Source organism: Desulfovibrio sp. (genome assembly GCF_034006445.1).
Lineage (GTDB): Bacteria > Desulfobacterota > Desulfovibrionia > Desulfovibrionales > Desulfovibrionaceae > Desulfovibrio.
Map to the genome: position 1 here is coordinate 399,280 of NZ_JAVESS010000001.1, position 14,717 is coordinate 413,996.

The 14,717-nt window shown below is 55.7% G+C and carries 10 protein-coding genes; 8 read left to right on the top strand and 2 right to left on the bottom strand.

From position 1 onward, the window contains the following. Nucleotides 1–30 precede the first annotated feature (30 nt). From RBR41_RS01650 to RBR41_RS01680, 7 genes are all read left to right on the top strand, one after another. Nucleotides 31–1,164, top strand: a complete 1,134-nt coding sequence (locus RBR41_RS01650; RefSeq protein WP_320350470.1) for a sigma-54 dependent transcriptional regulator — start codon at nucleotides 31–33, stop codon at nucleotides 1,162–1,164. A gap of 62 nt (nucleotides 1,165–1,226) precedes the next feature. Then, nucleotides 1,227–5,006: a tetratricopeptide repeat protein gene (locus RBR41_RS01655; RefSeq protein WP_320350472.1), complete on the top strand. Its 3,780-nt coding sequence runs from the start codon at nucleotides 1,227–1,229 to the stop codon at nucleotides 5,004–5,006. 217 nt (nucleotides 5,007–5,223) lie between these two features. Further along, the gene (locus tag RBR41_RS01660) at nucleotides 5,224–5,967 is read left to right on the top strand and encodes a DUF4851 domain-containing protein (protein WP_320350473.1); all 744 of its coding nucleotides are present in this window, start codon (nucleotides 5,224–5,226) and stop codon (nucleotides 5,965–5,967) included. Nucleotides 5,968–6,302: 335 nt separating this feature from the next. Beyond that, complete coding sequence (locus tag RBR41_RS01665) at nucleotides 6,303–6,701, top strand: MucR family transcriptional regulator (protein ID WP_291302683.1); 399 nt, start codon at nucleotides 6,303–6,305, stop codon at nucleotides 6,699–6,701. Nucleotides 6,702–7,275: 574 nt separating this feature from the next. After that, the gene (gene bioB / locus RBR41_RS01670) at nucleotides 7,276–8,226 is read left to right on the top strand and encodes a biotin synthase BioB (protein ID WP_320350476.1); all 951 of its coding nucleotides are present in this window, start codon (nucleotides 7,276–7,278) and stop codon (nucleotides 8,224–8,226) included. After that, entirely contained in the window at nucleotides 8,210–10,333 is a 2,124-nt protein-coding gene (gene bioA, locus RBR41_RS01675; protein WP_320350478.1) for an adenosylmethionine--8-amino-7-oxononanoate transaminase, read from the top strand. Before bioB ends, bioA begins: the two co-directional genes overlap by 17 nt. Beyond that, the gene (locus tag RBR41_RS01680) at nucleotides 10,330–11,685 is read left to right on the top strand and encodes a sodium:solute symporter family protein (RefSeq protein ID WP_320350480.1); all 1,356 of its coding nucleotides are present in this window, start codon (nucleotides 10,330–10,332) and stop codon (nucleotides 11,683–11,685) included. The genes bioA and RBR41_RS01680 overlap by 4 nt, the downstream gene beginning before the upstream one ends. Here the strand turns inward: RBR41_RS01680 and RBR41_RS01685 are convergent. Further along, nucleotides 11,606–11,848 (bottom strand): hypothetical protein, encoded by a 243-nt coding sequence (locus RBR41_RS01685; RefSeq protein ID WP_320350482.1) that lies wholly within the window; start codon nucleotides 11,846–11,848, stop codon nucleotides 11,606–11,608. The genes RBR41_RS01680 and RBR41_RS01685 overlap by 80 nt on opposite strands. Beyond that, nucleotides 11,842–12,225 carry a hypothetical protein gene (locus RBR41_RS01690; protein ID WP_320350484.1) on the bottom strand — a complete coding sequence of 128 codons (384 nt, stop codon included), beginning with the start codon at nucleotides 12,223–12,225 and terminating at the stop codon, nucleotides 11,842–11,844. The genes RBR41_RS01685 and RBR41_RS01690 overlap by 7 nt, the downstream gene beginning before the upstream one ends. Nucleotides 12,226–12,580: 355 nt before the next feature. Between RBR41_RS01690 and RBR41_RS01695 the strand changes: the two genes are divergently transcribed. Next, entirely contained in the window at nucleotides 12,581–14,356 is a 1,776-nt protein-coding gene (locus tag RBR41_RS01695; protein WP_320350486.1) for a formate--tetrahydrofolate ligase, read from the top strand. Nucleotides 14,357–14,717 lie beyond the last annotated feature (361 nt).

Sequence of the window (14,717 nt, forward strand, 5' to 3'; positions counted from 1 at the left end):
CAGGAAAGGATGACCGGCGGAGAAGAACTCATGGAGTTAAATAAAAGCGGCATTATCGGGCAGAGTACAAGTCTGGCCGAAGTATTTAAAGTTCTGGGCAAGGTTGCGCCCACAGACAGCACCGTGCTTGTAACCGGGGAATCGGGAACAGGCAAGGAGTTGCTGGTGCGCGCCCTGCACTCCAACAGCTGCCGGCATGATAGACCTTTTGTGCCCATCAACTGCGGAGCCATTCCCAAAGAATTGCTGGAAAGCGAGCTTTTCGGGCATGAAAAGGGCGCTTTTACCCATGCGATTCGCTCCCGCCCCGGCCGCTTTGAAGTGGCGGACGGGGGCACCATTTTTCTTGACGAAATAGGCGAGATGGACCTGAGCCTTCAGGTCAAAATTCTGCGCGTACTCCAGGAAAAAGAGATAGAGCGCGTTGGCGGCAGCGGCTGCAAAAAAGTTGACGTGCGCATTGTGGCTGCCACCAACCGTGACCTTGAGGTTGAGGTGGCCGCCGGGCGTTTTCGCGAAGACCTGTACTATCGCCTTAACGTCATTCCCCTGCATTTGCCGCCTTTGCGCGAAAGGGGCGGAGACGTGCTTGTGCTGGCCAAGTATTTTCTGAACTTTTTTTGCTCCAAAAAAAAGCGTCCTACCCTTGTGCTTTCGCCTGATGCGCGCCGGGTGCTGTCTGCGTACACCTGGCCCGGCAATGTGCGCGAGCTTGAAAATTTTATGGAGCGCCTGAGCATTCTTGTGGACGGCGATGTTGTTAGTCCAGATGATTTGCCCAGAAAAATACTTGACCATGTCGGCGATATTGCAGCATTGCCTGAAGTTGAAGAATGCGCCGAGGAAATAGAGACCCCGGTACATGAAGAATCCTGCCCTGCCGCACCCGCTTCAGGCTCCGACGCGTCTGTTGTGGAGAGCGGCGTTCCAGATGCGCACGCTGTTCAGGCAGTTGCGCCGCAAAAGCCCGGGAGTTTCGCCTGGCCCGATCTGGCTGTGCTCGAGGCCCAGGCTCTGAACCTTAAAGATTTTCTTGACGCAGTGGAAAGTCGTCTGATTGATGAAGCGCTGGGACGGGCCGAAGGCGTTAAAAATCAGGCCGCTGAGCTGCTGGGCATAAAGCGCACGACCCTTATTGAAAAGTTGAAGAAACGCAATGCATGACGGCGCATTTTTTGCATAATGCATGGCGGTTCCAGGTACTTCAAACTTTCCGTGAAGTGTACGTGAATAAAAAGATACCCGCTGGCATACGCCAAACTCATCTTCCCTTTTGTGAAGGTTTTGTCGTCAATCTGCGCCGTCTTCTGTGCCGGTTCGGGCGATCTTTTTGTATTTTTCTTCTGGGGGTCGCAAGCGTAGGGCTGAGTCCCTTCAGCGCTCACGCCCTTTCGTGGAGCTGGTCAGCGGCTGAAAATGGCGCTGAAAGGCTGCACCTGCAACTGGATGCCCCGGATCAGATCAACAGTCTTGCCCGTTCGGGCAGCAATTCCTTAACGCTTTACTTGAACTCTGGTGCGCGCTCTACGCCTTCGTTCACGCCTGACGGCCCCATGCCCGCCCAGGGATCGCTGCTCGAAAGCGCCGGTCTGGTTGACGGCCACGTGCGCATTCTGCTTTCTTCCCGCACCGTGCGGCATGCTGTGCACCGCACAGCGCCCGACAAGCTGGATATAGAATTTTTTGCCGCTGGAAAGGGGACATCAGCCCCAACAGGTGAAACCGCCAGCCCGGCAAGGGAAAAAAACTCCCAGGCCGCAGCCGTGGCCCTGCCTTCTGAGCCAGGCGGTTTTGTGCATGACAGGGATGCTTTGGGCGACGGCCGGAGCAAGCCGACTGCCACAGTTTCTGGCATAGCTTCCGGCACAGCTTTCGGCACAATTTCCGAAACACAGGCGTCAGCCTTTGCCACTGCTACTGCAAGCTACCGCTTTGGCGAGGCTGCTTTGGCAAATCCTTCAGACAGTGCTGCGGATGGCCTTGGCGAAACCTTGCGGCACACGCTTGGCCATGAATCGACCCTGCCATTTTCGCAGTTGGCCCCGCTGGCCCGACTGGCCCAACTGGCGCAGTCGGCGCAATCGAGTGAAAAAACGCCTTTAATAAAATCCCCCGCATCCAGTGGTGAAGCATTTTCTGACAGGATTTGGGACTTGCTGGGCTTTTCCCAAGCGCATGCGGCGCAGCAATCCGCTGATCCGACGGCCGCGGCCTCGGCTGGCGCAGCGCCAGCTTCCCTGCAAACGCTTGGAGAGCGGGGGAGAATGGTTGACCGGCAGACGGTGTTCGGCCAGATAAACACCGGGGGGCCGGAAGATTGGCCGGAAGACAAGGCGCTTTCCACTGTGACCGAGGCTCTGGGCAACGCAGAGCCCACCCGCGCCGATCAGGCCCAAGGCGAACCGGGCGCGCCAGCACCGCAAAGCACCAGCGTAACTTCACGGCAAGAAAACGGCACAGCCGGGCCCGCAGACCATAATGAAGCTGCCCATATTTCAGCAGGAGGCAGCCTGCCTTCAGCCAATGGAGCCACCGCGTCAGAGGTTGCGCCAGTTTCCGGAGCGCCAGTTTCCGGAGCGCCAGTTGGACTGGAGAAGGGTGAACAGCAGCAGGGTGAACAGACGCAAAAAAGCGAACAGGCGCAGCCAGGTGCCTCAGGCGGCGCTCCATCGGCAACTTCTGCTGTTTTGCCGCCAGCCACACCCGCTTCAACCGCACCAACTCCATCCGCACCCGTACCCGCACCAACTCCACCCGCTGCGCAGCCCGTGCAAAGCGCTGCGCAGTCCGGCTCTGCCAAACAGGACAGGCCGTCCGGCTCTGGCGGAGTATCCGGTAAGGTAAGCGGGCAAACTCTGGGCCTGCCTTCATCTCAGCATGCGCCCGAAGCTCCCGCCAAAGAGCCGGAAGAGCGCCCCGTCATTTACGTGGATGAACAGGGCAATCCCGTATCCAGGCCCATCAAGCCTGAAGTTGTAATGGAAGAAGCCGAGCGGCTCCTTCGCGAGCGCAAGTATGTCGAGGCTTTGCCGCAGCTTGAAAAGCTCAAAAGTCTCCCCGGAATCAGTCCGGAGATGCTGGAAAAAACACTCTATTACATCAGTGATTGCGCGTGGGCGCGCTATGCGGACAATCCGCTTGCGGGATATGAAGCCATTGTGTCCGCCACCAGTGAGGCAATGAACGCCAACCTGCGGTCTCCACGTGTGCCCGAAGCCCTGCTGCGCCTGGGCCTGGCAAATGTTAACGTTGGCAACCTGGTGGACGCGGGGGGCTACATTGTGGCTCTGCTGCGCCGTTATCCTGACTATCCAGGCGTTGCGCAAGGGTTCACAGCGTTGGGGAAGGCCCAGTTGAAGCGCGGTCTCAATGAGCGCGCAGAGCAGTCTTTTTCCATCGTTTTGGATAAATACCCGGAATCTTCCTATTTGCAGGAAGCTTCCGTGGGACTTGCCGAAGCCTTCAGCAATCAGAAAAAATTTCAGAATGCCCAGCTTATACTTGATTTCATAAGCAAGCGCTGGCCCCGGTACTATATAGACCAACCGTCCTTTTTGCTTTTGCAGGCAGCCACTGACAAGGCTTTGGGCAAAATGCCCGCAGCCCTCAACCTGTACTGGCTTTACTACAATCTTGTGCCCGCCAATTCCGGCAATGACGCTCTTTTACTGGAACTGGGCGATATCTATGCCCGTCAGGGCGTCTGGATCACGGCGGAATTTGTTTACCGCTATGTGGAACGCCAGTATGCCGGGACGTCACCCGCGGCCCTGGCCAGGCTCCGTCTGGCGGAGAAGGGCATTTACGATTCTCCCATTTCCTATGCCCAGATGAGCGCAGTGTTCGCCAAGGCAGGCAGTGGGACATTATGGAAGGTGTACAATGATCTGGCGGCGAGTTCCAAAACCGCGCCAGAGGCTGTCCTGGCCCGCCTCAAAGAGGCCATGTGGCTGTTTTGGGATAAAAAATATACTGAAGCCATGGGCAAGGCCGCCGATTTTATAGACGCCTATCCTGACAACGCCAATGTTCCCGAAGCCCGTGATCTTATCTGGGAAGCTTTTCAGAAAGAACTGGCCAACTCCCTGGCCGAGAATAATTACGGGCGCATCCTTATACTTTGGAACGGCTTTCCACTTGTGCGCGAGCGTTACGGCGCTCCTGATCCGCGCATGCGCTATGTTTTGGCCCAAGGTCTGCTTGAACGCGGAGATGAAGCCGCCGCCTTGGCCCTGCTGACAGATTTTTTGAAAAGCCCTATGGATCCCAACTATGGTGAAGCGGCTTTTACGGAATTTTTCAACCGGTACCTCAAAGCTGGCGCTTGGGATAAGGTGCTTGATCTTGGCAAGCTTGTTTCCACCTGGCCCATGAACAAGCAGTTGCGCAACCAGCTCGACTACGCCATGGCCCTGTCTGCCCAAAATCTCAACCTTACCGGGCCGGCGCTGGCCATGTGGGCGCAGCTGGCAGAAAGGCAGGATATTCCGCTGTATCAACGCGCCTACGCGACGTACTTTTTGGCGCGTGACGCTGAGGAACGAAAGGACATCAAGAACGCGTACGCACTCAACCGCAAGGTTGTTGAGCTTTTTACCCAGTTGCAGGATGAGCGTTCGGACAAGGCTGACCCGCAGCGTATCAAGGATGCCCTGGCTGCGCTTATGGACATCAGCGAAGTGGCCAACCGTGTTCCTGAAGCGCTGGATTGGGTTGAACGCTATAATGTCTACGCGCCACCACAATCGCCGGAATACCCAGGCCTGCGATTCCGTGAGGCGCGGCTCTACCGCAAGCTTGGCGATGCCGCGCGTGCGCAGGCCCTGCTGGAAGACATCGTACGCAACTATCCCGGTTCACCATTTGCCCAGGCAGCCGCCAGTGAACTGCGAACTTTTGAGGTATCACGCGACCTGCAGAATTTTCTGCCTGGCGCAGCCGCTGCGCCACAGGGATCTCCTGCGTCACAAGGCTCCTCTGCGCCGCAGGGCGCTTCCGGCCAATAAGGATTTCTGCGCGCACCAGCGCAACAGATATTTATAGTTTTTCAATTGCACAATTTTGTTATATTTTTTACCTGGACGGGTACTCATGCAGGCGGTTTTTGATCAATTGCATGCGTTGCCTTGTCTGAATCCATGGCATATTGTCGTAATAGATATTGTTATCGCACACCTTGCTATGTAACTCTGACGGGAAATACCGTTGTTGACGGGGGTAAATATGAAAGTATTGCGTCACGTTTGTATGTTGGCGCTTCTGGCGATGCTTCTTGCCGGTTGCAATGCGGCCCTGCAGCGTGGGATGGTTGGGCCTGTTTATGTGTCAACGGCGCGCCCGGCTATCAGTCTGACGGTCAAGGACATGCCCTTGATCGCAGGTGGCCAGGGGCAGTGCAGCCTCACCTGGACAAGCGCTATGGGCGGGCTGCCCGTGTCTGTATGGCTGGCCGCTTACGGTCAGGGCACGCCGCAATCTCCGCTTGCAATTGTGGCGCAGGCGGAACTGCCGCAACGCTGGTACTGGGACAGTGATTCCACGCCGCCTTTCAGCGTGGATCACGCAACCGAGGTAATTGGCGACACCGAATTTTCAGCCAGTACTTTTATTGTAGACAGTTCGCGCGATCCCTTTCCACTTCTGGCCGGGATTAAGCCTGGCATGCCTCCGGTGCGCTGGCTTGTGCGCAGCTTTACTTCCCGGTTCAACTTTAATCTCGGCAAGGTTGTCCTGGAGTATCGCGAACCCCTTCCCGAGCAGATGGCTTTTCTTGACGTGCTGACCATCGCGCAGACCGATCAGTTGAAGGCATTTGAGCAACGTGCCAGAAATACCTTTGCTGTCGGCAGGATACCCGAAAATTTGAACGGACTTGCTGATCCTTACCTGAAAAACATTCTTTGGCAGTTCATGGATCAACGCTTTTTGGGAACTGTATCACAGAACGATACTTTTAAGGTAAACTGATTTATTATTAATAATCAGTCCTCCTTTCTCGAAATCTTCTGGCAACGGCCTTCCAAAACTCATGTTTTGGAAGGCCGTTGCACATTGAATGCCACAAAGTTGTATGAAATTTTCGCCATTACTGCGCCAAAATGGCCAATATATTCGAAATGCCTACATTAATGTTTGTAAAATGATTTTTTAATTACGTATTACTACATTGACGAAATAATAAGCCCTGTGTATGTTCAGGCAATTGGGACTGTGGATTTAACAACTCGATCTGTTTTAAATATAAACGCGCCCCCCACTGTTGCGCGTTTGGCGGATCATAAAGATGACCATAAGGGGTAACTATGGACGACTATTTGAAAGAAGCTCTGGAAATCACCAGGGCGCAGGCCGGTGTGCGGGTGATGAGCGAAGAAGAAATAGCTACTTTCATTCAGAGGGTGGCTCTTGGCATTCGCGCCGTGGCCGAAGGTGAAACTCCGGTTGAAATGGACAGCCTTGAAATGGCCCAAGAGGCCCGTAAGTCTGTCAAGGAAAAGTCCGTTACTTGCCTTGAGTGTGGCAAAAGCTTCAAAATTCTGACCAAACGCCACCTCGCTGGCCACAGCATGAGCACTGCGGAATATCGCGAAAAATGGGGCTTCAAGAAAGATGCTCCGCTGGTCTGCAAGGCCCTTCAGCGTGAACGCCGCAAAAAGATGAAAGATATGAAGCTGTGGGAAAAAAGACGTAAAGTCCAATAATAAACGGGCCCGCCGCGCAGGCGGGCTTTTTTTTCATTTGTGCGAAGCAGCGGTACGTTAACGTGCTTTGTGAAGCGCCAGGTCATGACGTGAACAGACGCGCCTAAGGCTCTACGGACGCAAATCCACCCGTGATGCGCAGGTTTTGCGGATGAAAGCCACATTGCCGGCATTGGCGCGAGCACATACAGTAACGGGCATGAACTGCATTTGGTGACTGTTCATTTTTACGGTTAGAGCAGAGCAACTTTGCGGAGATACATTCTCAAAGTTTAAGGTACGCACACTACGGCGTTTAACCTCGCAAATATGCTGCACCTACGCCTGCATGGCGAGCGTCTGCTCCTGCAGACTCAGAGCAATGTAAATTTACATTGCTCTAATCTGCTTGAAGGGATGCCTGCCATTTGTGATGGTGCATTTTTGAAGCGGCTACGAATCCATTTTCATGAAAACAGAGCAGACGACTCTTGGCGCAGATCTTCTGCACCGGGGTACTTTGTTTTTTATGAAACAGCAGGCGAGGAAGAGTAGCAGCTTCCTGGTTATTTTTTTCAGGTTTCAGGGTCAAGGTATGACTGTAAACTACACAGCGAATACTCCTGCGGAGGCGCTGGAGCTTTTATCGCTTTCAGATGAGCAACTTTTTGCCAGCGCCTCACATCTTCGTACAGCAACATTCGGCAACAAGGTGACGCTTTGTGCCATTATCAACGCACGAAGCGGAAACTGCGGCATGGACTGCAGGTTTTGCTCGCAAAGCAGGCACAACCATACGCCTATTGAAGTGTTTTCCTTGCTGCCTGATGAGGAATTGCGTGCCCGCATCCTTGCGTTGGCTGAACAGCCTGTTGCGCGCATCGGCATTGTGACCAGCGGCGGCGCGTTGAGTGGTGAAGAGTTTGAGCGTCTGGCGGGCGTGCTGCAATCTTTGCCTGAGTCTGCGCGCAAACGTGTTTGCGCGTCGCTCGGCAGACTTGATGCAAGCCAGCTGGCCCTGTTGGCTGACATCGGGCTTGACAGGTATCACCACAATCTTGAAACCTCTCGTGAATTTTATCCAAGCGTCTGCACCACGCAAACCTGGAGCCAGCGCAGCGATACTGTGGCTCGCGTGCAAAAGGCGGGTATGACGGCCTGTACCGGCGGCCTGTTCGGCCTTGGGGAAAGCTGGCATGACCGTATCGATTTCGCTTTCAGCCTTAAAGAAATGGGCGTGAACAACGTACCCATAAATTTTCTGCATCCGCATCCCGAGACGCCTCTTGCCGGGCAGCCGCCGCTTGCAGCAAGTGAAGCCTTGCGTATCATTGCCCTTTTCAGGCACATCCTGCCCAAAGCAACATTGCGCGTGTGCGGCGGCAGGCCCCTGGTGCTTGGCCAGCGGCAGAAAGAACTTTTTCATGCCGGAGCCAACGCGCTCATGACCGGCGACTATCTCACCACACATGGGCGAGGGTTGGCCGATGACCTTGCAATGATAGCCAATCTTGGGTTGGAGGTTGACTGTGTCTCCCATTGCTGAACCGCATATGTACGCGCAGGAAGCACGGCCCCTGCGGGGTATTTTTGTGGCTGGTTCCGGCACGGATGTGGGCAAGACAGTATGCACGGGCGCGTTATTGCGTTGCCTGCGCCAGGAAAACGTGGCCGTGCAGGCGGTCAAGCCTGTGCAGACGGGCGTGCGGGCCGATGATGTTGCGTCGTCTCCCTTGTCTGACGCTTTTGTTTACGCAAAGGCCATGCAGGGCATAAAATCCATGCAAGGGCTGCAACCGTCGGCGGTTCTTCACTGTTTCGAGTTGCCAGCCTCGCCGCATCTTGCTGCCGCCAAAGAAAACAAGCGCCTGAGTTGCCGGAGCCTGCGCGAGGACATTCTTGCCCACTGGCGGGCTGTCCCGGCCAGGGCGCTTTTGCTGGAAGGCGCAGGAGGATTGCGCGTTCCCCTCAATGATGACGAGGACATACTGGATCTGATGTCCATGCTGGGCTTGCCCGTCCTGCTGGCTGGCGGCAACTATCTTGGCGGACTCAATCATATTTTGCTTTCCGTTGAAGCTCTGCGCCATCACGGACTTGTTCTGGCCGGGGTTGCCCTGACCCCCACAGCCGATCCTGCCATGAACTGCCCTGGCGTGGATGTGGCGGGCCTTCTGGCGGACAATGCCCGTATTCTGCGTAAAAAGCTCGAAGGTATGGACTGTGCTGCGCCCGTGGTCGAGCTGCCGCGCCTTGAAAAACTGGATTGGTCCGGCTGGGAAAGGCTGACAGATCTGCTGCGGCCCATAGCGCTGCAAATGGCCCAGCGCTGGTCTGAAAAAGGCCAGGGATCTTTGGAATTTCTGGAACAGGAACGCCTCATACAGCGAGACAGAAAAACGGTCTGGCATCCCTATGCCTCGGCCACGGATGTTCCGCCACTTAACGCCGTCAGCCATACTTTTGCCAACCGCATGGTGCTTGCTGACGGAGAAGAGCTTGTTGACGGCATGTCGTCCTGGTGGGCGGCCATCCACGGGTATAATCATCCGCGCCTGCTTGATGCCCTGCATTCCCAGGCTGGACGCATGCCCCACGTCATGTTCGGCGGCCTCACCCATGAACCGGCCGTGGCCCTGGCTGAGCATTTGCTTGAGTTTATGCCTGATGGTTTGGATCGGGTTTTTTTTGCGGATTCCGGTTCGGTTGCCGTTGAAGTGGCCCTGAAAATGGCCTTGCAATATCAGCAGAGCAGGGGAGAGAGTCAGCGTACCCGTTTTTTGGCCCCACGCGGGGGCTACCATGGCGACACCATCGGGGCCATGTCTGTCTGTGATCCGGTTACAGGCATGCACAGCCTCTTTTCGGGCATACTGCCTCGGCAGCTTTTCATGGAGCGTCCTTCGTGCCGTTTCGACCAGCCCTTTGATCCCGCATGCCTTGATGATGCCCGCCGCATGTTCGCAGAGCATGGCAAGGAGCTTGCCGCCGTTATCCTTGAGCCTGTGGTGCAGGGCGCGGGGGGCATGTGGTTTTACCATCCCGAGTATCTGCGCGAGCTTGTGCGGTTGTGCAGGCAAGCAGACACGCTTTTGATATTTGATGAAATTGCCACAGGCTTTGGCCGCACGGGCAAGATGTTTGCCGCTGAATGGGCCGAAGTGAGCCCTGATATTCTTTGCTGCGGCAAGGGGCTTACCGGGGGTATGCTCACGCTGGCGGCCACTGCCTGCAGCAGGCAGGTTGCGGAAGGTATTTGCCGGGATGACGGCGTTTTTATGCACGGGCCCACCTTTATGGCCAATGCTCTGGCTTGCGCCGTGGCCGGAGCCAGCCTTGACATGCTGGCGTCGGGCGACTGGCGAAAGCAGGTGGACGATATTGAACTTGCGTTGCGCGAGGGATTGGCAGGCTGTCAGGGGCTGCCGGATGTCGTCGATGTGCGGGTGCTCGGGGCCATAGGTGTGGTTGAAATGCGCGATCCGGTGAACACGCGCGCGTTGCAGCATTTTTTTGTGGAGCACGGGGTGTGGTTGCGTCCTTTCAACCACCTCATCTACCTCATGCCGCCGTACGTGACTCCCGTGGAAGATGTGGCACAGTTATGCGCCGCCGTTGAAAAGGCTTTGCACATGGGAGTGTATTTGCTGTGATTTTTCTGCTGGCGTATGTTGCCGTTCTGTTTTTACACGCATGGTTTATGGCGCGCCGCCGCCCTGACAAGGATACCTACTTTGTTAATGGACGGCGCAGTTCCGCTGGTTTGGTGGCCTTGTCCATTGTGGCTTCCTGCGTGGGCGGTTCCGCCACTATGGGCATGGCCGGGCTGGCGTGGCAGGTGGGGGTTCCCGCCATCTGGTGGCTTATGTCGGGCTCCCTCGGGCTGGTTTTGCTGAGCCTTTTTCTGGCCCGCAAGGTACGCCGCAGCGGGGCCATGACCATGCCGGAAATGCTCACCACGTTTTTGGGGGCTCCCAGCCGTTCCCTGGCCTCCGTCATCATCGTAACGGCATGGCTGGCCATTCTTGCGGCGCAGTTCAGCGCATTGGCCACAATCATAGCCCCTCTGGCAAATATTGAAAAAAATACGGCCATGTTCGTGGGGGCGGCTGTGCTGGTGGGGCACACGCTGGCTGGCGGTCAGGCCTCGGTGATGAAAACCGATATCTGGCAGTTCGGCATTTTGCTGCTTTCATTGGCCATAGCGCTTTTGCTGGCGCTTCACCTTGGAGGCGGGCAGGCGCTTTCTGCCGTGCGGCTGGAAGTGTTCAATGCGCAGTTTCCCATTTCAAAGCTGCGCTATTTTCTTCTCATTCTTGGCGGAAGTTATGTGGTCTGCCCTATGCTTTTCGGGCGCATGCTCACGGCCCGTAACGAGCGGGCGGCACGCAACGGCGGGCTTGTGGCAGCGGCAGGGCTTACGCTCACTGCGGCCCTGATTGTGGCTCTTGGCATTGCCTGCCGTGACCTTGTACCCGCCGGAACAGCGCCCGAACAGGTGTTGACCACTGCCTTGCTGACCCACCTGCCATCATGGGCGGCCACACTCATCCTGCTTGGTATTTTCAGCGCCATTTTTTCCGCTGCGGATTCCTGCCTGATCACCGCCGCCTCGGTGTGCAGCAACGACATTTTGCGCAAGCCCGGCGTAAGAACGTGCCGTCTGTGCCTGATCCTGCTTGGAATTATGGGGCTTGTCCTGGCGCTGCCGGGCAAAGGCATTCTTTCCCTGCTGCTTATGGCCAACGATATTTATGTGTGCGGCGTGGTGATTCCTGTTTTTATCGGCATGCTCCTGCACGGCAAGGTGCATTTTCACCCCTGGGGAATGGCGCTGGCCATTGTGGGAGGGGGCGGGCTTGGGCTCACGGCCGCGCTAACCGGCGTCAGCGACTGGAGTTTTGCTGGTCTGGCGTTTTCGCTGGTCATGAGCCTTGCGGCTGCCCGCCGTTTTCCCCGCCCTGCGCGGACGGAGGCATCGGCACAGGCAGACCCCGGAATATAAGCCTTGTGGCCGTGGCGTCGGCCAGTTCCGCTACGTCCATAAGCTTTTCGAGCAACTCAAGAAGGTAAAAACGGTCATTCTCGCAGCCGTCTTTGAAGTCTTGTTCCAGTTGGCCCGAATTTATGTAGGCCTCCAGACTTTCCAGGTCTTTGACAGTCAGCATGAGCACTCCTTGGGGGCTTGTTTCAGTCTGGTCAGGCAACGCTCTGTGAGGTCATCAGCCAGGGTGAGCACTCGCTCAATTTCTTCTTTGGTGATAGAGTCAAAATGAATGCCGGCAGTCACACACACTACGCAGTTGAGTTCATCCGCCAAGCGGCGCGCCATGCGGGCAGCCAGCTTGTCTTCGCGGTGCCCGGGCAGGGCAAGCAGACCATCCATTTTTTTCCCATCTGCAACTTCAGTTGAAGGATGTGGGCTGGCAAGGGCAACAGCACCGATATGGGCCTCGCCGCCGCTGCATATGACCTGCAGGTCTTGCCCCTGACGCACTGCGCGCAGGGTGACGGAAAGTCTGCCGTGTTTTGCGGTCAGGCGCATGTGTTTCCTCTTTACGGGCATCATTCGTGTTTATGGCGTGGTCAACATAGCGCAGGGGGCTGCCCCCCGCAAGCAGCGCAGGGAACCTGTTGTTCGTGTTCTTGTGTTCCAAACACACTTTTTCAGATCAAAGCATGTTTGCGTCTGCAATGTACGCTGGTCTTTGTTAAGCGGGTTAAACTCGAGTGTCGCATTGTTTTTTTGCAAACAATAACGTATCGTGATTTTAATTAAAACAGAAGATGGCCGGGCACGCAGATGAAAAAAAGCGTCTTTTGTCCGTCTTCTTTGGCTTAAAGCTCTTTGTGTCTGATCATAACATTATAAACTTAGAAAACCTTACGTTGGAGATGCCATGACTCTAGATCCCACCAAGCACCCTGATTGGAAAATCGCTCAAGATGCGGAAAGCCGCATGAAAACCATTGAAGCCCTGGCATCCGATCTGGGCCTTGAAGGCCCGGAACTGCTGCCCTACGGGCACTATATGGGCAAGGTTGAGCAACAGGCTGTGCTGCGTCGTCTGGAAAATCGCCCCAATGGCAAATACATCGATGTCACGGCCATCACGCCCACGCCTCTTGGCGAAGGAAAATCCACCACGACCATAGGTCTGGTGCAAGGTCTCGCCCGGCGTGGCCAGCGCTCTTCGGCGGCCATTCGTCAGCCCTCCGGCGGCCCCACCATGGGCATGAAGGGGTCTGCTGCCGGGGGCGGACTGTCGCAGTGCATTCCCCTTACGCCGTATTCCCTCAATTTTACGGGTGACCTCCATGCCGTGGGCGCTGCCCACAACCTGGGCATGACAGCGCTTACCGCCCGCATGCAGCATGAGCGTAATTATGATGACGCCACGCTTGAAAAATTTTCAGGAATGGCCCGTCTGAATATTGACCCCACGCGCGTCAACACGGGCTGGGTTATGGATTTTTGCGTTCAGGCGCTGCGTAATATCATTATTGGCATTGAGGGCGACGGACGCCGCAATGACGGCTTCATGATGCGTTCGCATTTTGATATCACCGTGGCTTCTGAAGTCATGTGCATTCTGTCCATAGCCCGCGACCTTGCCGACTTGCGTGAACGTATGGGGCGTGTGGTCCTTGCGCACGACCGTAACGGCAAGCCTGTGACCACAAGCGATCTCGGCGTTGCCGGCGCCATGACCGCATGGCTTGTGGAAGCGGTGAAGCCCAACCTTATCCAGACCATTGAAGGGCAGCCGGTATTTGTGCATACCGGGCCTTTTGCCAATATCGCCCTTGGGCAGAGTTCGGTCATTGCAGACAGGGTTGCCCTCAAGCTCAGCGATTACCATGTGACCGAATCGGGCTTTGCTTCTGAAATGGGCTATGAAAAATTCTGGAACCTCAAGTGCCACTACAGTGGTCTTACTCCGGATGCTGCCGTGGTCGTGGCCACGGTGCGCGCGCTCAAAAACCATGGCGGCGCGCCGCAGCCCAAGCCCGGTCAGCCCCTGCCCGAGGCTTACACCCGTGAAGATGTGGGGCTTGTTGAGGCTGGCTGCGCCAATCTGCTGCACCATCTTGGCGTTGTTCGCCGCTCTGGTGTGCCCGCAGTGGTCTGCATCAACAAATTCCACACCGATACCAAGGCTGAAGTGGACGCCATTCGCCGCATATGTGAACAGGCCGGAGCCCGCGTAGCCCTGTCCGAACATTGGGAGAAGGGTGGAAACGGGGCGCTTGAACTGGCCGATGCGGTTATGGACGCCTGCAAGGAAAAGAACGAATTCCGCCCGCTGTATGACTGGAAGCAGCCCATAACCGCGCGTATTGAAAGCATCGCGCGGGAGGTTTACGGAGCTGACGGCGTGGAATATGAGTCTCTTGCGACACAGCGCCTCAAGAGCTTGCAGGAGCGCCCGGATGCCGACAATCTTGGCGTGTGCATGGTGAAAACCCAGTACTCCCTGTCTGACAATCCCTCACTCAAGGGTGTGCCCAAAGGCTGGAAGCTGCACGTGCGCGATGTCCTCTTCTTTGGCGGTGCGGGACTTGTGGCCCCTGTAGCTGGCGACATCAGCCTTATGCCGGGCACTGGATCCAAACCTTCTTTCCGAAACATTGATGTTGATGTGGAAACCGGCAAGGTAACTGGCTTGTTCTAGGAAAACGCTGATTTATTTCGTTTGGCGGTGTTGCTCCATTTTTTTTGAAACAGTCGAGGACGGAAGAGACCCTCCTCGTTAAAAAAAGATCGCGTCTTGCCAAAGGAAATAGCTGCGCGTTTCCAGGAGGCTCTTTACTCAGAGCTTCCCTGGCAAAAAGCATAGGCTTTTATTTCATATCTGATCCGCCGTTAGCGTGCGTCTGCCATTTGCACGCTAACGGCGGAATTTTTTTGTCAGAGTGCCACTCGTTTTTGTGGGACATGTTTTCATATGTATGTTTATACGCTTGCATATAAAATTGACATATATGCAGGCAGAGTATAGCGTTGTTCAGTAAGAATTGAATGTTCAGACAAAA

Coding starts and splice junctions, on each gene's coding strand:
- RBR41_RS01650 (WP_320350470.1), top strand. CDS start 31: ATGGAGTTAAATAAAAGCGGCATTATCGGGCAGAGTACAAGTCTGGCC.
- RBR41_RS01660 (WP_320350473.1), top strand. CDS start 5,224: ATGAAAGTATTGCGTCACGTTTGTATGTTGGCGCTTCTGGCGATGCTT.
- RBR41_RS01665 (WP_291302683.1), top strand. CDS start 6,303: ATGGACGACTATTTGAAAGAAGCTCTGGAAATCACCAGGGCGCAGGCC.
- bioB (WP_320350476.1), top strand. CDS start 7,276: ATGACTGTAAACTACACAGCGAATACTCCTGCGGAGGCGCTGGAGCTT.
- RBR41_RS01685 (WP_320350482.1), bottom strand. CDS start 11,848: ATGCTGACTGTCAAAGACCTGGAAAGTCTGGAGGCCTACATAAATTCG.
- RBR41_RS01690 (WP_320350484.1), bottom strand. CDS start 12,225: ATGCGCCTGACCGCAAAACACGGCAGACTTTCCGTCACCCTGCGCGCA.
- RBR41_RS01695 (WP_320350486.1), top strand. CDS start 12,581: ATGACTCTAGATCCCACCAAGCACCCTGATTGGAAAATCGCTCAAGAT.